This is a genomic window from Terrabacter sp. 2YAF2, assembly GCF_052114705.1.
Classification (GTDB): domain Bacteria; phylum Actinomycetota; class Actinomycetes; order Actinomycetales; family Dermatophilaceae; genus Terrabacter.
On sequence record NZ_JBFRFG010000004.1, the window covers coordinates 16025 to 37223 of the forward strand.

18 protein-coding genes are annotated in these 21199 nt (G+C 71.0%); 10 read left to right on the forward strand and 8 right to left on the reverse strand.

The features are described from left to right. The first annotated feature begins 17 nt into the window (after positions 1-17). Positions 18-1658 carry an acyl-CoA dehydrogenase family protein gene (locus tag AB4030_RS05440; protein ID WP_442278179.1) on the forward strand — a complete coding sequence of 547 codons (1641 nt, stop codon included), beginning with the start codon at positions 18-20 and terminating at the stop codon, positions 1656-1658. Between the two features lie 74 nt (positions 1659-1732). Here AB4030_RS05440 and AB4030_RS05445 read toward each other — a convergent pair whose 3' ends face one another. Beyond that, positions 1733-2731, reverse strand: coding sequence for a polyphosphate kinase 2 family protein (locus AB4030_RS05445; protein ID WP_442278180.1), 999 nt, complete (start codon positions 2729-2731; stop codon positions 1733-1735). A gap of 90 nt (positions 2732-2821) precedes the next feature. On the opposite strand from AB4030_RS05445, the gene AB4030_RS05450 reads away from it, so the two are divergent. After that, on the forward strand, positions 2822-3565 hold the full coding sequence (locus AB4030_RS05450; RefSeq protein ID WP_442278181.1) for a dihydrofolate reductase family protein: 744 nt from the start codon (positions 2822-2824) through the stop codon (positions 3563-3565). Between the two features lie 41 nt (positions 3566-3606). On the opposite strand, the gene AB4030_RS05455 is transcribed toward AB4030_RS05450, so the two are convergent. Next, positions 3607-4776 (reverse strand): alpha/beta hydrolase family protein, encoded by a 1170-nt coding sequence (locus AB4030_RS05455; RefSeq protein WP_442278182.1) that lies wholly within the window; start codon positions 4774-4776, stop codon positions 3607-3609. Between the two features lie 131 nt (positions 4777-4907). Between AB4030_RS05455 and msrB the strand changes: the two genes are divergently transcribed. Then, positions 4908-5354, forward strand: coding sequence for a peptide-methionine (R)-S-oxide reductase MsrB (msrB, locus tag AB4030_RS05460; RefSeq protein ID WP_442278183.1), 447 nt, complete (start codon positions 4908-4910; stop codon positions 5352-5354). Positions 5355-5403: 49 nt separating this feature from the next. Beyond that, positions 5404-5799, forward strand: a complete 396-nt coding sequence (locus AB4030_RS05465) for a DUF1707 domain-containing protein (RefSeq protein ID WP_442278184.1) — start codon at positions 5404-5406, stop codon at positions 5797-5799. Positions 5800-5826: 27 nt separating this feature from the next. Here AB4030_RS05465 and hemQ read toward each other — a convergent pair whose 3' ends face one another. Together hemQ and hemG are read right to left on the reverse strand one after the other, a co-directional pair. Further along, positions 5827-6528: a hydrogen peroxide-dependent heme synthase gene (gene hemQ, locus AB4030_RS05470; RefSeq protein ID WP_442278185.1), complete on the reverse strand. Its 702-nt coding sequence runs from the start codon at positions 6526-6528 to the stop codon at positions 5827-5829. A 34-nt stretch (positions 6529-6562) separates the two neighbouring features. After that, positions 6563-7942 carry a protoporphyrinogen oxidase gene (gene hemG, locus AB4030_RS05475; protein ID WP_442278186.1) on the reverse strand — a complete coding sequence of 460 codons (1380 nt, stop codon included), beginning with the start codon at positions 7940-7942 and terminating at the stop codon, positions 6563-6565. 191 nt (positions 7943-8133) lie between these two features. Here hemG and AB4030_RS05480 point away from each other — a divergent pair, with 191 nt between their 5' ends. Then, entirely contained in the window at positions 8134-9291 is a 1158-nt protein-coding gene (locus AB4030_RS05480; RefSeq protein WP_442278187.1) for a DUF4349 domain-containing protein, read from the forward strand. Positions 9292-9360: 69 nt separating this feature from the next. On the opposite strand, the gene murJ is transcribed toward AB4030_RS05480, so the two are convergent. Beyond that, complete coding sequence (murJ, locus tag AB4030_RS05485; protein ID WP_442278188.1) at positions 9361-11046, reverse strand: murein biosynthesis integral membrane protein MurJ; 1686 nt, start codon at positions 11044-11046, stop codon at positions 9361-9363. Then, the gene (gene hemE, locus AB4030_RS05490) at positions 11043-12095 is read right to left on the reverse strand and encodes a uroporphyrinogen decarboxylase (RefSeq protein ID WP_442278189.1); all 1053 of its coding nucleotides are present in this window, start codon (positions 12093-12095) and stop codon (positions 11043-11045) included. Before hemE ends, murJ begins: the two co-directional genes overlap by 4 nt. Positions 12096-12190: 95 nt before the next feature. On the opposite strand from hemE, the gene AB4030_RS05495 reads away from it, so the two are divergent. The 5 genes from AB4030_RS05495 (at position 12191) to AB4030_RS05515 (ending at position 19457) form a co-directional block, all read left to right on the forward strand. Next, entirely contained in the window at positions 12191-12775 is a 585-nt protein-coding gene (locus tag AB4030_RS05495) for a DUF3000 domain-containing protein (RefSeq protein WP_442278190.1), read from the forward strand. Next, positions 12772-14055 carry an HRDC domain-containing protein gene (locus tag AB4030_RS05500; RefSeq protein ID WP_442278191.1) on the forward strand — a complete coding sequence of 428 codons (1284 nt, stop codon included), beginning with the start codon at positions 12772-12774 and terminating at the stop codon, positions 14053-14055. Before AB4030_RS05495 ends, AB4030_RS05500 begins: the two co-directional genes overlap by 4 nt. A 396-nt stretch (positions 14056-14451) precedes the next feature. Continuing rightward, the gene (locus AB4030_RS05505; protein WP_442278192.1) at positions 14452-15681 is read left to right on the forward strand and encodes a thiolase family protein; all 1230 of its coding nucleotides are present in this window, start codon (positions 14452-14454) and stop codon (positions 15679-15681) included. Further along, complete coding sequence (locus AB4030_RS05510; protein ID WP_442278193.1) at positions 15678-17807, forward strand: 3-hydroxyacyl-CoA dehydrogenase NAD-binding domain-containing protein; 2130 nt, start codon at positions 15678-15680, stop codon at positions 17805-17807. The genes AB4030_RS05505 and AB4030_RS05510 overlap by 4 nt, the downstream gene beginning before the upstream one ends. A 120-nt stretch (positions 17808-17927) precedes the next feature. Beyond that, positions 17928-19457 carry a helix-turn-helix domain-containing protein gene (locus tag AB4030_RS05515; protein WP_442278194.1) on the forward strand — a complete coding sequence of 510 codons (1530 nt, stop codon included), beginning with the start codon at positions 17928-17930 and terminating at the stop codon, positions 19455-19457. 214 nt (positions 19458-19671) lie between these two features. Here the strand turns inward: AB4030_RS05515 and AB4030_RS05520 are convergent, their stop codons facing one another. Further along, positions 19672-20661, reverse strand: coding sequence for an aldo/keto reductase (locus AB4030_RS05520; RefSeq protein ID WP_442278195.1), 990 nt, complete (start codon positions 20659-20661; stop codon positions 19672-19674). A gap of 23 nt (positions 20662-20684) precedes the next feature. Continuing rightward, positions 20685-21188, reverse strand: a complete 504-nt coding sequence (locus AB4030_RS05525) for an SDR family oxidoreductase (RefSeq protein WP_442278196.1) — start codon at positions 21186-21188, stop codon at positions 20685-20687. Positions 21189-21199 lie beyond the last annotated feature (11 nt).

Consider the following 21199-nt stretch of genomic DNA (forward strand, 5'->3'; position numbering starts at 1 on the left):
CGCCTAGTCTCGGCAGGGTGAGCACACACGAGGTGACCAACCAGGTCCCGCCCTTCGTCGGCGGCGACTTCCTCACCGACGACGTCGCGTTGCGCGAGTCCGTGGAGCGCTGGGGCGGCCCCGCAGCGCTTGCCGACCTCGCCCCGCTCGGGAGGCTGGCGGGCACCGAGGAGGCGCAGGAGCACGGGCGGCTCGCCGACACCCACGTGCCGGTCCTGCGCACTCACGACGCCCGCGGAAACCGAGTCGACGAGGTCGAGTTCCACCCGTCGTGGCACTGGCTGATGACCCAGGCAGTCGGTGCCGGTCTCACCGCCGAGCCGTGGACGTCGGCCCCCAGCTCTGGCGCACACGTGCGGCGTGCCGCCGGTTTCGTCCTCTGGTCGCGCGTCGAGGCGGGACACGGCTGCCCCGTCTCGATGACGTATGCCGCGGGCTCGGCTCTGCGACACGACGCCACGGTGGGTGCCCGCTGGCTCCCCGCCCTGGCGAGCCGGAGCTACGACTTCGGCATCCGGCCCGTCCCGCTGAAGGCCGGGGCCGTCGCGGGCATGGGCATGACCGAGAAGCAGGGCGGCTCGGACGTGCGCGCCAACACGACCCGTGCCGTCCCGACCCCGGGGGGCCCGCTGCTCGGCGAGACCTACCGCCTGACCGGCCACAAGTGGTTCTGCTCGGCGCCGATGAGCGACGTCTTCCTCGTGCTGGCCCAGGCGCCCGGCGGACTCACCTGCTTCGTCGTGCCTCGTGCCCTCGACGACAGCACACGCAACGCCTTCGCTCTTCAGCGGCTCAAGGACAAGCTTGGCAACCACTCGAACGCCTCGAGCGAGGTGGAGCTCGACGGTACCTGGGGCAGCCGCATCGGTGACGAGGGCCGGGGCGTGCGCACCATCATCGACATGGTGCAGGCCACCCGCCTCGACTGCATCCTCGGCTCGACTGCGACGATGCGCGATGCCGTCTCGCGCGCCGTGCACCACGCGCGGCACCGCACCGCCTTCGGGTCCCTGCTCGTCGACCAGCCCCTCATGCGCAACGTGCTCGCCGACCTCGCGCTCGAGGCCGAGGCGGCGACCGTGCTCGGCCTCCGGCTGGCGCACGCCGTCGACGTCGGCGAGACCGAGTTCGCCCGGCTCGGTGTGGCGCTCGGCAAGTTCTGGGTGTGCAAGCGCACGGCCCCGCTCGTGGCAGAGGCTCTCGAGTGCCTCGGCGGGAACGGCTACGTCGAGGAGAACGGTCTCGCCCGGCTCTACCGCGAGGCACCCCTCAACTCCATCTGGGAGGGTTCCGGCAACGTCAACGCCCTCGACGTCATGCGCGCCGTGACACGAGAGCCGGCGAGCCTCGAAGCGCTGACGAAGGAGCTGCACGAGGTGCGCGGGCGGAGTGTCGAGCTCGACGCGCACACCGATGCCGCTCTGGCACAAGCACGTTCGCTCGACCCTACGTCAGCGGACGCCGCGTTCGGCGCACGCGTCGTCGTCGAGCAGCTGGCCCTCGCTCTCCAGGCGAGCCTGCTCGTCCAGCACTCCCCCGCGCCGGTCGCCGATGCGTTCGTCGCGAGCCGGATCGCCGGGCGACGGGGACACACCTTCGGGTCGCTCGACGTCGACCTGGCCGGTGTCGCCTCAGCCGTCATCGACCGAGCCGGCTGACGGCGCAAGCCTTCCCACGAATCGCTCTGGGCGGCAAACGCCCTCGTGGTGTGGAGGCTCGGCGACGGCGCGTGTCAACTGGCCGAGAGTCGCTTCTTCTCGGCCTCGACGTCGAAGTCCGCCTGCGGCCACTGGAGGTTCATGCCCCGCAGCCCCTCGAGCAGCAGCTGCTGCACGGCGAGCCGGGCGTACCACTTGCGATCGGCAGGCACGACGTGCCAGGGCGCCCCCACCGTCGACGTCTTGTCGAGGACCGTCTGGTACGCCTCCATGTACGAGCCCCAGTGACTCCGCTCGTCGACGTCACCCGGGTTGTACTTGTAGTACTTGTCCGGCCGGTCGAGACGCTCCATCAGGCGCGTTCGCTGCTCGTCCCTGGAGATGTGCGTCATCACCTTGATGACAGTCGTGCCCGCGGCGATCGCCTTGCGCTCGAAGGCGTTGATCTGGGCGAAGCGCTTGGACCACACCGCCTCGGGCACGAGCTCGTGCACGCGGACCACGAGCACATCCTCGTAGTGCGAGCGGTCGAAGACGCCCAGCTCGCCGGGCTCGGGCAGGGCCTTCTCGATGCGCCAGAGGAAGTCGTGGGCGAGCTCCTCCTTCGTCGGCGCCTTGAACGCGGTCGCCTTGACGCCCTGGGGGTTGACCGAGATGACGTGACGCATGATCCCGCCCTTGCCCGAGGTGTCCATGCCCTGCACGACGAGCAGGACCGACCGCTTGGAGCCGACGGTGGACTCGGCGAACAGCCGCTCCAGCAGGTCGGACAGCTCGGCCTCGCACGCCTTCAGCGCCGCCTTGCCGGCGATCTTGTCGCCCGTGAAGCCGGGAGTCGCCGAGGTGTCCACGTCCGCGAGGACGAAGCCCTTGCCCACACGGAGGGTGTTGGCGATGTCCTTGATCTCCTGGACCGCCTCGGCCTCGTGCTCCGCGATCGCCTCGTCCTGGCGCGCCTGCTGCTCGACCTCCTTGGCCGCTGCCTTGCTCGAGGCCTTCCGCGAGGCCTTCCGCGCCTTCTTGTCCAGCTTCTTGTCGGACTTGCCGTGCTTGCCCTTCGCGCCCTTGCCCATGGCGTCATCCTGCCCGAACGGCGCCCGACGCGACGGGATAGAGGGCGACGGATCGTGCGGGTCTGCCCTGCCGTCACTGATACTGGCCGCATGCTCCTGCTCGTTCCGGGCCGGTCCGGCCTGCCCGCCCTGACAGACCTCGACACGGCAGGCCTCTTCGCCGCGTATGCCGCGCCGCGTGACCCGTGGGTGCGCTGCAACATGGTCACGTCCCTCGACGGGGCCGCGACCGGCGCCGACGGACGCTCGGGGTCGATCAACAACGACGCCGACCACATGGTGTTCGAGGTCCTGCGCGCCTTGAGCCACGTCGTTGTGGTGGGCGCGGGCACGATCCGTACCGAAGGCTATTCGCCACTCTCCGTGAGTGATTCACTCTCGGGCCTCCGGCTTGGGCACGGGCTCCCAGCCGCGCTGCCGCTCGTCGCGGTCAGCCAGCGCGGGGACGTGCCGCCGACTCTGAGCGGATGCCGCGACGGTCGGGTTCTCCTCGCGCTCCCGGCTGCAGCTCCCGGGCTCGCAGGCGCACGCCGTGACCTGGGCGAGGAGAACGTCCTCGTCTGCGGTGACGACGAGCTCGACGTGGAGGCGCTCGTCGCAGCCCTGCACGGCCGCGGCTGGACGCAGATCCTCACCGAGGGCGGCCCGAGCCTGCTCGGCGCCTTCCTCGCCGCCGGACAGCTCGACGAGCTCTGCTTCACGATCAGTCCCCAGGTCGTCGGTGGCCAGCATCCCCGTCCGGTCGGACCGAACGGAACACCCGCGGACCTCGACCTCGAACTGCTCGTCGAGCAGGACGGCACCCTGATGGGTCGCTGGTCCGTCCGCCGCTGACCCGCCGGCCTGACCGGCCACTGGGTCAGCGGGTCGGTAGGTCAGCGGCTTTCGACGAACTCGCGCAGCGCGCCCTCCCAGCGCTGCGGGTCGTGGTTCCACTCCCGGCAGTGCCCCGCCGTCTCCCAGCGCTCGAAGCGGACCAGGTCGGGTCTTCGGCCCGCGAGCGCCACCGCCGGGCCGATCGGCACGAAGTCGTCGCCGTCCGAGGCGACGAGGAGCATCGGATGGCGCAGCTCGTCCGCCCGGGCCACCCAGTCTGTGCGCGCGACGTCGATCGGCTCACGCACCCCGACGAGGCGCCGACTCCGAGACGAGCCCATCAGGTCGGTCGCCACGCGCACCAGCGGGCCGGGCACCTTGTGCAGTCGCCCGTGGTGGCGCAGCACGACGCCCCAGTCGATGACCGGCGAGTCCAGGGCCACCCCGACGACGTAGTCGGACAGCGGCGATCGGTCGAGCGCCTGGAGCACGATGGCGCCACCCATCGACCAGCCGAACAGGAGGATGCGCCGGGCGCCATGGGACACGGCATAACCCATGGCGGCCTCGACGTCGCGCCACTCGGAGAGGCCGAGGTTGTAGCGCCCGTCCGGTCCTCGCGGGGCGTCGCGGTCGTTGCGGTAGGCGGTGACGAGACTCGTCCAGCCCGCATCGCGCAGCACCGGGACGGCACGGAGCGTCTCCTCCCTGCGCGCACCCCGGCCGTGCACCAGGATGGCCCAGTCGTTCCCGGCAGTCCCGGTCCCTGGGCGCACCAGCCAGCCGGGCAGCGGCCCGACGTCGGAGAGGATGCTGACGTCCTCGTCCGGCAGGCCGAGGCTGACGGAGGGGCGGTCCCAGTAGTAGTACTGGTTCCAACGGGCCGGGCCCCGCTCGATCCGTCCGCGGTCGACGGCCACGAGCCGGCGGCTGACCGACGTGGCGTCCGTGCCGAGGATCTCCCCCACCCGGGCGTGGCCCGCTCCCCCGTCGAGCCACACGCCGAAGCGGCCGGGAAGGATGGTGTCAGGGGTCGGGGCGAAGGTGACGCTCTCGGCGTCGTGGCGCACGATCTCGACGTCGTCGGGCTGCAGCTCGTCCGGCGTGATCACCTTCCGGGCGAAGTACGCCGCCGCAGCGACCGAGCCGCCGGCCGCGCCCAGCACGGAACCGGTGCCCGCGGCCGCCGCCACGAGCACCGGGCGCGAGACGAGACGGCGCAGCTGCACGCCCTCATCGTCGCAAAGGACGGCGCCCCGGCACGGCAGGGCGACGGGCGTGCCGCGCCCCTCCCGACCTCGTCAGGCCGCCGTGGCCGGCCTCGGGGCACAAACCCGGGCGGCGTGGCGTTGGTCAGGGCATGAGCCACCACAACACCTCCGACAAGCCGTATGCCGTCCAGCGCACCGACGAGGAGTGGCGCGCCGCCCTGACGCCCGCCGAGTACAAGGTGCTGCGACAGGCCGGCACCGAGCCGGCCTGCCGCGGCGAGTACACCGACACCAAGACCCAGGGCGTCTACTCCTGCCGCGCCTGCGGCACCGAGCTCTTCCGCAGCGACACGAAGTTCGAGTCGCACTGCGGGTGGCCGTCGTTCTACTCCCCCCTGGCCGGCGACACCGTCGAGTACATCGAGGACCGGAAGTTCGGGATGAAGCGCGTCGAGGTGCGCTGCGCCAACTGCGGATCGCACCTGGGCCACGTCTTCGAGGGCGAGGGCTATGACACCCCGACGGACCAGCGCTACTGCATCAACTCGATCTCTCTGCGGCTCCAGCCCGACGACGAGCCGGGTCGCGAGGCCTGAGCGGCCACACCCCGTGCCACGGCCGGGCCTCCTCGCCTAGATTCGTCCTATGCACGACGACGGCGACATCCGCGTCAGCAGTGCCGAACGCGAGGAGGCCCTGGCAGCCCTGGCCGAGCACCACGCGGCCGGACGCCTCGACGCCAACGACTACGAAGACCGGCGAGGCAGGGCCACGGACGCGATCGTCCGACGAGACCTGACCTCGCTCTTCACCGACCTGCCCGAGCCCCGGCCCCGGCTCGAGGGCGCGACCGGGAAGGGCGCGGGCAGAAACGCCGCCCGCCCCGCGACCGCTCGGTCCAGCACGAGGAGCAAAGTCGCACGAATCCTCGTGAGCCTGTCGCCGTTCATTGCGCTCGTCGCGTTCTTCCGCACCGACTCGTGGCTGGTGTTCCTGCTCATCCCGATCATCGCGATCCTCGCCCGGGCCATCGACGACTGACGGCCCGAGGTCGCTGGGCGGCGGCCGTCAGCGCAGGTTGGCGACGAGCTCGGCCGGCTCGACCCGGGGTCCGGTGAAGAAGGGGATCTCCTCGCGCACATGCATCCGGGCGCGTGACGCGCGCAGCTCGCGCATGAGGTCGACGATGCGGTGGAGCTCGTCGGCCTCGAAGGCCAGCAGCCACTCGTAGTCGCCCAGCGCGAACGACGCGATGGTGTTGGCGCGCACGTCCGGGAAGTCCCGCGCCATCTGACCGTGCTCACGGAGCAGGTCGCGACGCTCACCGTCCTCGAGGAGGTACCACTCGTAGGAGCGGACGAACGGGTAGACGCAGATGTACTTGCGGGCGACCTCGTCGGCCATGAACGCCGGGATGTGGCTCTTGTTGAACTCGGCCGGGCGGTGCAGGGCTGCGCTGCTCCAGACCGGCTCGAGGTGCTGGCCGAGCTCGGTGCGCAGGAGACGGTGGTAGGCGGACTGGAGCTGCTCGATCGTCTCGGCGTGCCACCAGATCATGAAGTCGGCGTCTCCGCGCAGACCCGCGACGTCGTAGATGCCGCGCACGACGACGCCCTCGCCGCTGATGTCGGCCAGGAACGCCTCGAGCTCTGCCGTGACCTTCGCCCGGTCGTCGCCGAGCGGCGTGACGGTGCTGAACACCGACCACATGCAGTAGCGGATGGTGTCGTTGATCTCTCGCATCTGGGACGGGGTCAGGCGCTCGCTCATGGGTCCATCATCCCCCGCAGTCCTCGCGGTCCCTTCAGGGGGTCAGGACCGCCCGCGCCGCCGCCCGCCCGGACGCGATGCAGGCCGGGATCCCGACGCCGTCGTAGGCAGCCCCGCACAGCGCGAGCCCCGAGGGCAGCGCGCGGGCGGGCGCCAGGCGTGAGCGGTGGCCCACGGCATACTGCGGCAGTGCCCCGCCCCAACGCTGCACGTGGGTGGCGACGGGAGTGGGCACCTCGGGCCCGAGGACGGCCCGCAGGTCGGCCAGCGCCACGGCGACGAGCTCGTCGTCGGACCGGTGCAGGGTCGCCTCCTCACGGTGCCGGCCGACCGAGGCACGCAGGAAGGTGCGGTCCGGGTGGGCGGCAGCGAGCCACGGCCACTTGACCGAGCTGAAGGTCGACGCCTTGATCGTCAGCGGCTCCGTGGGCGGGACGAGGAAGCCGCTGCCGTCGAGGACGGTCGGCGCGGACCCCTCGAGCGCGAACGTCACGATCGCCATGGATGCGTACTCGACCGTCGAGAGGGCTTCGGCGGCGGCGGGGGCGACGTGACGCAGCAGGCGTGAGGTCGGCGCGGCGGGGACAGCGACGACGACGGCGTCGAACCGTTCGTCGACGACCTCGGCCGTGGGTCCCGTCGACACCACCCACCCCCCACCGTCGCGACGCAGCCCGCGTGCGAGCGCCCCGGTGCGCACCTGCACACCGGCGCTGACGAGCACGCGCTGCAGGATCTCGGGCAGCGTCCCGAGGCCGCCGACGAGCGAGGCGAAGACCGGGCGACCCGCGAGGGAACCGTTGGCCGAGGCGTCTGCCGCGGCCCGGGCCACGTCGAGCAGCGGCCTTCCCTCGTGGGCTGCCACCGCCAGCGCTGGCACCGCCTGCTCGGCGGAGAGCTCCCGGGCGTGCCCGGCGTAGACGCCGGCCAGGAGGGGTTCGACGAGCCGGTCGGTGACGGCAGCGCCGAGCCGGGCGTCGACGAGGTCGCCCACCGAGATGTCGCCGACGACAGGGCCACCGACGGCCTCACGAGCGAGGCGGTTCACCTCCTCGTCCGTGAGGAGCCCGCGCACCGACTCGGGGTCGGAGGGCACACCCATGACGGTGCCGCGCGGCATCGGCCAGAGTCGTCCCCGAGAGAAGATCGCCGCGCCGGCGGAGCCGGGGTGGGTGGTGACGTCGTCGAGCCCGAGCTGCCCGAAGAGTGCCAGCGCCTCCGGCCGGCGGGCCAGGACCGACTCGGCGCCGACGTCGATGCGGACGCCCCCGACGTCCTCGAGTCGCAGCTTCCCACCGAGGCGGTCGGAGCCCTCGATCACCGTGACGGAGACGTCGGCGCCGCTGTGGCTGAGCTCCCAGGCTGCCGCCAGCCCACTGATCCCACCACCGATGACCGCGACCGTCCTGCTCATGCCGCCACTCTTTCATCCGGTTCGCGCGCAGGATGACCGGCCTGACCACCGGGGCGTCGGGGCCGCAACGTTCTGCGCCCCCGGCGTGTCCTTCATGACAAGCACGTCGCCACGCCTGCGGCTCCCGGTGAGCTGTACAGCGGTCTGCACAGCTCACCGGCCACAGCGGACGACCCGTCGGAAGGTATGCCATGACTGCGACGCCACACCTGCCGCGCCTGACGCGCCTGACATCCGGGCCTCGGCGCAGGGCTCTCGCTGCGCTCGCCCTGGCCGTTGCCGTGCTCGTCCTGTCGATCGCGTTGGGCCTCAGGGCTCTTCACGGCTCCACGTCCTCCACTCCTTCGGCAGGGTCCTCTGTCGGGGAATCCGGCCGCAGTGCCGTCGCCGAGGGAGGGGTGTCGGGAGCGGACGTCCCGGCCGACGCCTCTGGCGCCAAGGCACCAGCCGCCGACCCCGCCGCTTCGGGAAACGGTCTGACGGGGACGGGCACGGTCGTCGACTCGAAGATCGCGCGGTCCGCCTGGCTCGGCATCAAGGTCGGCGACCTCACGGGGTCAGCGGCCCGGGCCCGTGTCATCGCCACCGATGCAGGCGGTCAGGTGACGTCCGAGAACGTCGTCACTGCAGCGGACCCGACCGGCGGGCCCACGGGACCAGGTGGCGTCGACCCGCGGCTCGGGTCCGGCACGTCGGTCCGGGACGTCGGCGTGGACGAGGCACGCATGGTGCTCAGCGTCCCGGCGAAGGCGCTCGACGACGTGCTGACCCAGCTGTCGAAGATCGGGTCCGTGAGCTACCGCTCGTCGCAGTCGCAGGACGTCACCGACAGCTACATCGACACCAAGGCCCGCATCCAGCCGATGCGCGACGGCATCGACCGCGTTCGTGCCCTGCTCGCCAAGACCACGGACCTCCAGCAGGTCATCACGCTCGAGAGCGAGCTGAGCCGGCGCCAGGCCGACCTGGACTCGCTCGAGCAGCGCCTCGCCAAGCTCGACGCCGTGACGACGACGAGCGACGTCACCGTCACGCTGTGGACCGACGCGACCACGCCGGTGCCGACCGAGGGCGGGATCACGGGTGGCCTGCGCACCGCGTGGGACAGCCTCCTCGGCTCCGTCACGGTCATCCTCACCGGGCTCGCCGCGCTCGTGCCGTGGCTCGTCCTGCTCGTGCCGCTCACGTTGCTGGGCCTGCGGGTCTGGCGCCGCCGAAGCGCAGGTATGCCGTCCGCGACCTCCCACAGCGCAGGTGACCCTGTGGCCCTCCCGCCGCCCCCACCTGCTGCGGAGACAGTCAGCGCGTCCTCACCCGCCGGTCCCGGCGCCTCCCCCTCCGGCGACTGAGTGCCGACGCGGTCAGCGGTTCGTCAGCGGTTCGTCAGCGGTTCGTCGGCCGTTTCGTCGGCGGTTCGGTCAGCGACCGAACCGCCGGCGGAGCATGTCCCCGACCTGGCGGACCTCGCGCACGTGCAGGGCGTGGGCGATGCCGACGTAGATGACACCGAAGACGAGGCCGACGAGACCGATCTCCACCGCGCTGGCGAACATCCGCTTGATCGCGGAGGGCGAGCTCTCGACGGCGGCGCCGGTGATCGGATGGAGCACCAACGTCACCCCCCAGGCGACGACACCGGCGACGGCGGCAGCAACCCCGACGCGCGACGCCGTGACCAGCCCGCCCATGAGGCCGAGGGGTCCGGTGCGCCGGCGCAGCAGGACGAGGCCCACCCCTGAGCTGACCACGTTGCCCACGGTCTGACCCATCGCCATGATGCCGATGGCCCACACCGGGTTGACGAAGAACGTCACGACACCGGCGAGAGCGCTGATGGCGGTGAGCAGGGCCTGCATGACGACGGTCGGCTTGCCGTCCTCGAGCGCGAAGAACATGCGGTAGCAGAGCAGGTCGAGACCGAACGGGACGAGCCCGAGGATCATGATGATGAGGACGCTGGCCGACACCTCGACGGACCGGGCGTCGATTCCCGGGTTGAGCAGCGCCACGATCGGGTTGGCGAGCACGATGACCGCCACCATGATCGGCACGTTCGCCACCAGCGGCATCGCCAGACCGGAGCGGAAGTCACGTCGAAGGCCCTCCCGATCGCCGGCAGCGGCTGCCGCCGAGAAGCGCGGGAAGAGCGCCGTCATGATCGAGACCGTGATGAAGGCGTGCGGCAGCATGAAGAGCGTGAACGCGATGCTGTAGGCCATGGGTCCACGTGCAGCGCTCTTCAACCCGAGCACGCTGGCCTGCGCGGTGGCGTTGTTGAGGACGCCCTGGCTGATGAAGAAGCCGATCTGTGAGACGGCCAGGCCGGAGAAGGCCCAGAGGGCGAGCCGGCTCACTCCACCGAGCCCGACTCCTCGCAGGCCCCAGCGCGGCCGGTAGTGGAACCCGGTGCGCCGCAGGGCCGGCACGAGCGAGAGCGCCTGGACCACGACGGAGAGCGTCGCCGAGCCTGCGAAGAGCCAGATCATCGGTCCGGTCCACTCGGAGGGGTCGCGGGGCTGCTGCTGCCCGTTCGGACCGACGCGGTGCGGCTGACCGAAGACGACGAGGAAGAGGACGAGGCCGGCGACCGCGACGACGTTGGCGATGAAGGGCGCCCACGCGAACGCGCCGAACTGCCCCCGCGCGTTGAGGACCTGCCCGAGCAGGGCGAAGAGACCGTAGAAGAAGATCTGCGGGAGGCAGATGAGCGAGAACGCCAGCGCGAGGTCCTTGAACTGGGGCGAGGAGCTGCGCGCGAGCAGCCACACGAAGCCGCCGGCCCCGGCCATGACGACGACGGTGATGAGAGCCATCCCGGCCAGGGCGACCGTGATGACGCGGTCGGTGAACTCCTGGCCGCCGTCCTCGAGCTTCATGGCGCGCGCGAGCGACGGGATGAGCACCGCGTTGAGGATGCCGCCAGCGGCGAGGACGTAGAGGACGTTGGGGAGGGTGTTGGCCAGGGAGAAGGCGTCGCCGGCCAGCTGCGCACCGATGATCGCGGTGATGAGACCGTTGCGCACCACCCCGAGGACGCGCGACGCCACCGACCCACCGAGCATGGTGAGACTGGAGCGAGCGACCGAGGGAGCCGCCGTCGTCATCGGCGGCTCGAGCACTCGTGGACGAGCGCGGTCACCCGGGTGAGCACGTCGGGGTCGACGTTCGGCAGCACGCCGTGACCGAGGTTGAAGATGTGGCCGGGCGCGCGGCGCCCTTCCTCGACGATCTCCCTCACTCGCCGTTCGAGGGCGTCCCACGGCGCGAACAGCAGGGCTGGGTCGAGGTTGCCCTGCACGGCATACGTCGGCCCGAGCCGGTCGACGGCGTCGGTCAGCGACACGCGGTAGTCGACCCCGACCACCTCGGCCCCAGCCGCCCCCATGAGAGCCAGCAGCTCGCCCGTGCCCACCCCGAAGTGGATGCGGGGCACGTCGAGGTCCTCGACCATGCCCAGCGCGACCGCGGAGTGCGGCAACGCGCGGGCGGCGTAGTCCGCGCGCGACAGCGCACCGGCCCAGGAGTCGAACAGCTGCACGGCGCTGGCACCGGCCAGTGCCTGCACACGCAGGAACTCGCCTGAGATCTGGGCGAGTCGGGCACACAGGGCGTCCCACAGGTCCGGGTCGCCGTGCATGAGCGCCTTGGTCTTCTCGTGGTTCTTCGAGGGCCCGCCCTCGACGAGGTAGGAGGCGAGCGTGAAGGGCGCCCCGGCGAATCCGATGAGCGGGATGTCGCCGAGCTCGCGGACCAGCTGGCCCACCGCCTCGGTGACGAAGGGGACGTGCTCCGGAGTCAGCGGGACGAGCTGGTCGAGATCGGCCGCGGTCCGGATCGGCCGGGCCACGACGGGACCGACACCCGGCACGATGTCGAGGTCGACGCCGATCGCCTTGAGCGGCACGACGATGTCACTGAAGAAGATGGCCGCGTCGACGCCGTGACGACGCACCGGTTGCAGCGTGATCTCCGTGACGAGGTCGGGCTGCATGCACGACTCGAGCATCGGGATGCCCTCGCGCACGGCGCGGTACTCGGGGAGCGATCGACCGGCCTGGCGCATGAACCACACCGGCGTCCGGGTGACCGACTCGCGGCGCGCAGCGCGGACGAGGTCGCTCTGGCGGGTGGCGGTCGGAGCAGTGGTCGGCACCGGTCAATCCTGCCACGACGCCCGGGTGGCCCCGCGCCACGCGCACCCGGCGCGCCCTGAGGACAGAACGCCCGACTGCGGCTTACCCTCATCTGGTGCACACGCGAACGTTGCCGGGCAATCACGGCGCGGTCTTCGCACGGACGCTCAGCGCCCTGCGAGACGTCCGTCTGCGCTCCGAGGTGCGCCTGACCGAGGTACCGGCGCCGACCCGCATCGCCCCGTACGCCGCAGCCCTCACCGCCGACGTCATCGACGTCGAGGACCCCGACGAGGACCTCGCGACCGGCCGGTTCGTCGTGCTGCACGATCCCGCGGCGCCCGACACGTGGGACGGGCAGTGGCGCATCGTCACCTTCGCCCGGGCCGAGCTCGAGCCCGAGCTCGCCGGCGATCCGATGCTCGGTGCGGTCGGCTGGTCCTGGCTCTCCGACTCCCTGACCAACCGCAACCTCGGCTGGACGGCCGAGGCGGGGACGGTGACGCGCGTCGTCAGCGAGAGCTTCGCGGGGCTCGCGGACCGCGAGGCGAGCGTCGAGATGGAGATCCGGGCCTCGTGGACGCCGGCGGGCGGAGACGTCGCCGACCACCTCCGGGCCTGGGCCGACATGCTGTGCACCATCGCCGGCATCCCCCCACTGCCCGACGGCGTGGTCCCGCTACCGGGGCAGCGACGGTGACGGCAGAGCCGAGCGAGACCATCAACGACCTCGACGACGCCGCCGGCATCGCGCCTGACCACGTCCCGGACCTCGTCCCCCTGACCCACCCGCGTGACGGCGTGCCCGACGTCGTCGTCGACGAGCGCACACTGATGCGCGCCGCCGAGGCGATCGGGTCGGGCACGGGTCCGGTGGGCATCGACGCCGAGCGGGCGTCGGGCTACCGCTACGGCCAGCGCGCCTACCTCGTCCAGATCAGGCGCGAGGGCGCAGGCACCTGGCTCATCGACCCCATCGCGTGCCCCGACCTCTCCCCCGTCGGCGAGGCCATCGGCGACGCCGAGTGGATCCTGCACGCCGCCACCCAGGACCTTCCGTGCCTGGCCGAGGTCGGCCTCCGTCCGCAGTCGCTCTTCGACACCGAGCTCGGGGGGCGTCTCGCCGGGCTACCCCGCGTCGGCCTCGGCGCGATGGTCGAGCACTACCTCGGCCTCCAGCTCGCCAAGGAGCACTCCGCCGTCGACTGGTCGGTGCGGCCGCTGCCCGAGCCGTGGCTGCTGTATGCCGCCCTCGACGTGGAGGTGCTCGTGGACCTCCGTGACGCCGTCGCCGCGGAGCTCGCGTCGCAGGGCAAGACCGCTTGGGCCGCAGAGGAGTTCGAGCACCTGCTCGACTTCACCGGTCCGGAGCCACGCGTCGACCCGTGGCGACGCACCACCGGGATGCACAAGGTGCGCGGCCGACGCGGTCTCGCGATCGTGCGCGAGCTGTGGCTGTGGCGTGACCGCATGGCCCAGGAACGGGACACCTCTCCCGGGCGAATCCTTCCCGACGCCGCGATCAGCGAGATCGCCGTCGCCAACCAGCGCGCGACCAAGCCGCCGCGCACCGTGGGCTCCGCCGAGCCGCGGCTCGCGCGATCGGTGCGGCGTCACCAGGAGGCGATCATCGAGGTCGTCGCGCACGCCCTGGCGCTGCCCGAGTCCGACCTGCCCGTCCTCGCCCTGCCGCCCAGTGGTCCACCCCCACCCAAGGCGTGGGCCGACCGCGACCCCGTCGCCGCTGCCCGACTGGCGCGGGCCCGGGAGCTGCTCGGCGCCATCTCCCAGGAGCTCGCCGTCCCGGTCGAGAACCTCCTCACCCCGGACCTCCTGCGCCGTTTCCTCTGGGACGGCCCTGCCGCCCCGACGACGACCGAGGTCGCCGAGGCGCTCGTCGCGATGGGCGCCCGGCGCTGGCAGACGACCATCACCGCGCCACTCATCTCGCTCACGTGCAGCGAGCACGCCCCCGCCTGACCCCCTCCCCCAATCGAAAGAGCAATCCGTCCGAGACGCGCTCACGGTTGACTGACCGGCAGGGCGGACGGATTGCTCTTTCGATCGTTCGGAGGGGGAACGCTGACGCCGTCTAGAGCGCGGCGCTGGCAGACGACCATCACCGCGCCACTCATCTCGCTCGCGTGCACCGAGCACGCCCCCGCCTGAGACCCGCCCCCTCTCCAATCGAAAGAGCAATCCGTCCGGGACGCGCTCACGGCTGGCTGACCCGCAGGGCGGACGGATTGCTCTTTCGATTGTCTGACTGGGCGCGCACGGGCGGTGGTGAGGATGGTCACCCGGAGGCCCGTTGGCCCTGAAGTTACCCGGCAGTAGTCTCGACCTGACCGCTGTAGAACCACATCAGGAGGCACTGTGCCCCGCGCACTTCATGAGGTCGTCTTCGTCGACGGCGTCCGGACGCCGTTCGGCAAGGCCGGCGACAAGGGCATGTATGCCCAGACCCGGGCCGACGACCTCGTCATCCGGTGCATCCGCGAGCTGCTGCACCGCAACCCGAACCTTCCCAAGGACAAGGTCGAGGAGGTCGCCATCGCGGCGACCACCCAGATCGGCGACCAGGGACTGACGCTCGGCCGCACGGCCGCCCTCCTCTCGGGCCTGCCGAACACGACGCCCGGCTACTCCGTCGACCGGATGTGCGCCGGCGCGATGACCGCTGTGACCAACACAGCCAGCTCGATCGCCTTCGGCGCCTACGACATCGCCATCGCCGGCGGCGTCGAGCACATGGGCCGCCACCCCATGGGCGAGGGCGTCGACCCGAACCCGCGCATCGTGTCCGAGAAGATCGTCGACCCCGACGCGCTCGTCATGGGCAAGACCGCCGAAAACCTCCACGACCGCTTCCCCCAGCTGACGAAGCAGCGCTCCGACGCCTTCGCCGTCGGCAGCCAGGACAAGCTCGCGCAGGCGTATGCCGACGGCAAGATCCAGCGCGACCTCGTCACCGTGGCCACCCGCCACGCCGAGAAGGGCTGGGGCCTCGCCACCGCCGACGAGCCGCCGCGCCCCGGCACGACCGTCGACGACCTCGGCCAGCTCAAGACCCCCTTCCGCGCCCACGGCAACGTGACCGCGGGCAACGCTGCAGGTCTCAACGACGGCGCCACGGCCTGCCTGCTCGCCTCCGAGCAGGCCGCCACCGATCTCGGCCTGCCGGTCCGGATGCGTCTGGTGTCGTTCTCCTTCGTCGGCGTCGAGCCCGAGGTCATGGGGGTCGGCCCCGTCCCGGCCACGGAGAAGGCCCTCGCCAAGGCCGGCCTCACCATCGAGGACATCGGGCTCTTCGAGCTCAACGAGGCCTTTGCCGTGCAGGTGCTCGCCTTCCTCGACCACTTCGGCATCGCGGACGACGACCCGCGCGTCAACGAGTACGGCGGCGCCATCGCCACCGGCCACCCGCTCGCCAGCTCCGGTGTGCGCCTGATGACCCAGCTCGCCCGCCAGTTCGAGGAGCACCCCGAGGTGCGCTACGGCCTGACCGCGATGTGCATCGGCATCGGCATGGGCGGCGCCGTCATCTGGGAGAACCCGCACCACGAGGACTACGTCGCCTCGATCGAGAAGGAGGACGTCGCGTGACCGCCACGACCGAGAAGCCCACGGCTGCAGCTGATTTCGCGAGCGAGGTCGTGACCCGTACGCCCGTCCACGACATCGACCTCCCGGGTGGCGGCGGCACGCTCGCCCTCATCACCCTCGACAACGGGTTCGACCACACCAAGCCCAACACCTTCGGCCCGCAGTCGATCGCCGGTCTCACCGAGACGATCGGACGCCTTCGCGAGCGTGCCGAGGCGGGCGAGATCGTCGCCGTGGCCGTCACCGGCAAGCCGTTCATCTTCGCTGTGGGCGCCGACCTCACGGGCGTTCCCTTCATCGGCTCCCGCGACCAGGCGCTCGAGATCGCACGAGCCGGCCACGCGGCATACGCCGCCTTCTCCGACCTGCCGGTCCCGACGTTCGCGTTCGTCAACGGCGCGGCCATGGGCGGTGGCGTCGAGCTGGCGCTGTCGGCGACCTACCGGACGATGAGCGCCGGAGTGCTCGCCGTCGCGCTGCCCGAGGTCTTCCTCGGCCTCGTCCCCGGCTGGGGCGGCTGCTGGATGCTGCCCAACCTCATCGGTGTCGAGAAGGCCATCACCCTCGTCATCGACAACCCGCTGAGCCAGAACCGCATGCTCAAGGGCGTCGACGCCTACAAGCTCGGCATGGCCGACGCGCTCCTCGAGCCGGCCGACTTCCTCGAGGAGTCGATCGCCTGGGCCGCGCGCGTCCTGTTCGGCGAAGTGACGGTCGAACGTGCCGAGGTCGACCGCGACGAGACGGCGTGGAACGCCGCGATCGCCAAGGCCAAGGGGCTCGCCGACGTCAAGACCGGCCGCCAGGCCAGGAGCCCGTATGCCGCCCTCGACCTGCTCGCAGCCGCGCGCACCGCGACCCGCGAGCAGGGCTTCGCCGCCGAGGACGAGGTGCTCGCCGACCTGCTCATGAGCGACGAGCTGCGGGCCGGGCTCTACGCGTTCGACCTCGTGCAGAAGCGCGCCAAGCGCCCGGCCGGGGCGCCTGACAAGAGCCTCGCCCGGAAGGTGACCAAGGTCGGCATCGTCGGCGCCGGGCTCATGGCCAGCCAGCTCGCGCTGCTCTTCATCCAGCGCCTGCAGGTGCCGGTCGTGCTGACCGACATCGACGACGAGCGCGTCGCCAAGGGCGTCGGCTACGTCCACGCCGAGCTCGACAAGCTCGCGGGCAAGGGCCGGCTGGGCCCCGACAAGCTCAACCGCTACAAGGCCCTCGTCAGCGGGTCGACGAGCAAGGACGGCTTCGCCGACGCCGACTTCGTCATCGAGGCGGTCTTCGAGGAGATGTCGGTCAAGCAGCAGGTCTTCGCCGAGGTCGAGGCCGTCGTCTCGCCCGAGTGCGTGCTCGCGACGAACACCTCGAGCCTGTCGATCGCCGAGATGGCATCGACGCTCGAGCACCCGGAGCGTGTCGTCGGCTTCCACTTCTTCAACCCGGTGGCCGTCATGCCGCTGCTCGAGATCATCCCGGGCGAGCGCACCGACGACCCCACTCTCGCAACGGCCTTCGCCGTCGGCAAGGCGCTGAAGAAGACGTGCATCCGGGCCGCGGACCGGCCGTCGTTCATCGTCAACCGCCTCCTCGGCCGCTTCATGGGCGAGGCCGCGAAGATCCTCGACGAGGGCACGCCGATCGAGGTCGTCGACCGGGCCTTCGCCGGTCTCGCCCCGATGCCGCCCTTCGTGCTGATCGGGCTCGTCGGTCCGGCCATCGCGTTGCACAACGGTGAGACGCTCGTGAGGGCGTTCCCCGACCGCTTCTACGCCTCGCCGACGCTCCAGCGGATCGTCGCGGCGGGCAAGCGCGGCTTCTACGACCTGAGCTCGGGCCGTCCCGTGCTCGACCCCGAGGTCGCCGAGCTCATCGAGAAGCCGGCCGAGCCGGTCGTGCTCGACCTCGCCCACGTGCGCGAGCGGGTGCTCACGGTCCTCGCCGACGAGGCGCGCCGGATGCTCGACGAGGGTGTCGCCCAGGCCCCGATGGACATCGACCTGGCCATGATCACCGGCGCGGGCTTCCAGTTCTGGAACGGCGGCATCACGCCCCTGCTCGACCGCACGGGCGTCGCCGAGGCCGTCACCGGCTCGCGCTTCCTCCCCCAGGGCGTCGCCAACGCCCGCGGCTGACGCAGGACACGGCATACGACAGGGCAGGCCACGGGGCCGCGGACCCAGCACGATGGGTCCGTGGTCCCGAGTCGGCGTGGGCGATTTGCCTTAACTCATATATGAGTTAGCCTCGAAGCCGTGCCTCAGACCTACCTGACCCGAATCGGCGGACTCATCCGCGACGCGCGACGCCACAAGGGCTTGACCCAGTCGGACCTCGCTGACCTCCTCGGGACCTCGCAAGGCGCGGTGACCCGGATCGAGCAGGGCAAGCAGAACCTCAGCCTCGACATGCTCGCCAAGATCGGCGACGCCCTCGACTCCGAGTTCGTCTCGCTCGGCCACTCCGGCCCCCAGCACCTGCGCATCGTCGGCGGCCAGAAGCTCAACGGCTCGATCGAGGTCAAGACCTCGAAGAACGCCGCGGTCGCGCTCCTGTGCGCCGCCCTGCTCAACCGCGGCCGCACGACGCTGCGCAGCCTGGCCCGCATCGAGGAGGTCAACCGCATCCTCGAGGTGCTCGCCTCGATCGGCGTGCGCACCCGCTGGCTCCCGGACAGCAACGACCTCGAGATCATCCCGCCGGCGGAGCTGAACCTCGACGACATCGATGTCGCCGCGGCGCGACGCACGCGCACCGTCATCATGTTCCTCGGCCCGCTGCTCCACGAGCTCGAGAGCTTCCAGCTGCCGTATGCCGGTGGCTGCGACCTCGGCACCCGCACCGTCGAGCCCCACCTGGCCGCCCTGCGCTCGTTCGGGCTCGAGGTCGCGGCCACGCACGGCTTCTACGAGGCGCGCTCCGACCGGTCGGTCGCGCCCGAGCGGCCCATCGTGCTCACCGAGCGCGGCGACACGGTCACCGAGAACGTCCTCATGGCGGCCGCCCGCCACGCGGGTACGACGGTGATCCGCAACGCGAGCCCCAACTACATGGTCCAGGACCTCTGCTTCTTCCTCGAGAAGCTCGGCGTCCGTATCGACGGCATCGGCACGACGACCCTGACGGTCCACGGCATCGCCGACATCGACGTGGACGTGGAGTACTCCCCCAGCGAGGACCCGATCGAGGCGATGAGCCTCATCGCGGCCGCCGTCGTCACCGACAGCTCGATCACGATCCGCCGGGTCCCGATCGAGTTCATCGAGATCGAGCTCGCCACCCTCGACGGCATGGGCATGAAGTACAACCTGTCGGCGGAGTACACCTCGGCCAACGGCAGGACCCGACTCGTCGACCTCACGACGATCCCCGGGCCGCTCCACGCGCCGATCGACAAGATCCACCCGATGCCGTTCCCCGGCCTCAACATCGACAACCTGCCCTTCTTCGCGCTGATCGGCGCCGTCGCCGAGGGCAGCACGATGATCCACGACTGGGTCTACGAGAACCGTGCGATCTACCTCACCGAGCTGACGAAGGTCGGCGCCAAGGTGCAGCTGCTCGACCCGCACCGCGTCATCGTGGAGGGCCCGACGCGGTGGCGAGCGGCCGAGGTCGTCTGCCCTCCGGCCCTGCGTCCCGGCGTCGTCGTGCTGCTCGCGATGCTCGCCGCGCCCGGCACGTCGGTGCTGCGCAACGTCTACGTCATCAACCGCGGCTACGAGGACCTCGCCGAGCGCCTCAACGCGCTCGGCGCGACCATCGAGGTCTTCCGCGACATCTGAGCATTCGGCGCAGGTCACGCGCAGCCACCGCGCTGACCTGCGCCGATGTGTTCGCCGGACCAGTGCGTCTCTGGCGCTTCGCACAGGATCGACACAACTCTCCCGAGGGCCGATGGGCTGTTCGCCACAAGCGACGAGCTTCACGCCGCTGCCCGCACAGGCAGCACTACGACGCACCGGGGAAGCGTGGGAACGCCAGTAGTCTCTGGCTGGCTCAGCGGTCGATCATGCGCTGCATGGCCTCGGGGTAGCGCTCGCCGTGGACCTGCACGCTGGCCGATGCCCGGTCGAGCTCTGCCAGGTCGTCAGGGGTGAGGTCGAGGTCTGCGGATCCGAGGTTCTCGTCGAGGCGCTCGAGCCTTCTGGTCCCGGGGATCGGGGTGATCCACGGCCGCTGCGCGAGGAGCCAGGCCAGCGCGACCTGGCCGACCGTGGCCTGCTTGCGCTCGGCCACCGTCCTGATGAGGTCGACGAGCGCGAGGTTGGCTTGCAGCGCTTCCCGCTCGAAGCGCGGGAGAGAGGCGCGGATGTCGCCTTCGCCGAACTCGGTGGTGGCGGTGACCTGACCGGTCAGGAACCCGCGGCCAAGAGGGCTGAACGGCACGAAACCGATCCCGAGCTCCTCGAGCGCCGGAAGGATCGCCTCCTCCGGCTCACGCCAGAAGAGGGAGTACTCGCTCTGCAGGGCCGTGACCGGCTGCACCGCGTGGGCGCGGCGGATCGTCTCGACGCCGGCCTCCGACATCCCGAAGTGTTGGACCTTGCCCGCCTCGACGAGCTCCTTGACGGTGCCGGCGACCTCTTCGATGGGCACGTCCGGGTCGACACGGTGCTGGTAGAGCAGGTCGATCGCGTCGGTGCGCAGGCGGCGGAGCGAGCCCTCGACCGCGGCGCGGATGCTGTCCGGTCGGCTGGTGACGCCGGTCTGCGCGCCATTCTCGTCAAAGGCGAACCCGAACTTGGTGGCGATGACGACGTCCTCGCGGACGGGTTGCAGGGCCTCCCCCACCAGCTCTTCGTTGTGGAACGGGCCATAGACCTCAGCGGTGTCGAACAGGGTGACGCCCCGGTCGACCGCGGCGCGCAGGAACGTGATCATCTCCTCGCGTGGGGGTCGTGGTCCGAAGGACTGGCTCATGCCCATGCAGCCGAGTCCGAGAGCGGACACCTTCAGCCCGCGCGTGCCGAGAGTGCGTGTCTGCATTGCTGTTCTCCTTCGTGGTGGAATCAGGGCGAAACCCGTTGAGTGTCAGAGCTGTCCGGCTGGCCGCAGGAGGATCTCGTTGATGGTGAGGTGACGCGCACGTCCGGGAGCAGCTCCTGCCGGAGCGACTCGGACCACCCGTTGAGGCCCCACTTCGTCGCGGCGTAGACGCCGTTGCCGGCGCGGGCGGTGCGGCCGGCGACCGAGGAGACGTTGACGATGTCACCACCTCCGATCGAAGCGGCGCCCTTGATCTGGTCGAGGAAGACCTCAGCGGCGGTGATCGCGCCGAGGAGGTCGACCTCGACCATCTGGCGGTAGTCGTCGCGCTGGTGGGCGCCGAACGGGCCCAGGAGCATGACACCGGCGTTGTCGACGAGAACGGCTGCGCCGCCGAGCTCGGCCCGTACGCGGTCTGCGGCCGTGCGGAGGCTGGTGGCGCGGGCGGTGGCGGCGCCGATACCGGACGAGGCACCCGTGATGACGGCGACTCGGCCGGTCTGGATGGGCTGGGGTGTGGCGGTCATCGGGCGGGGTC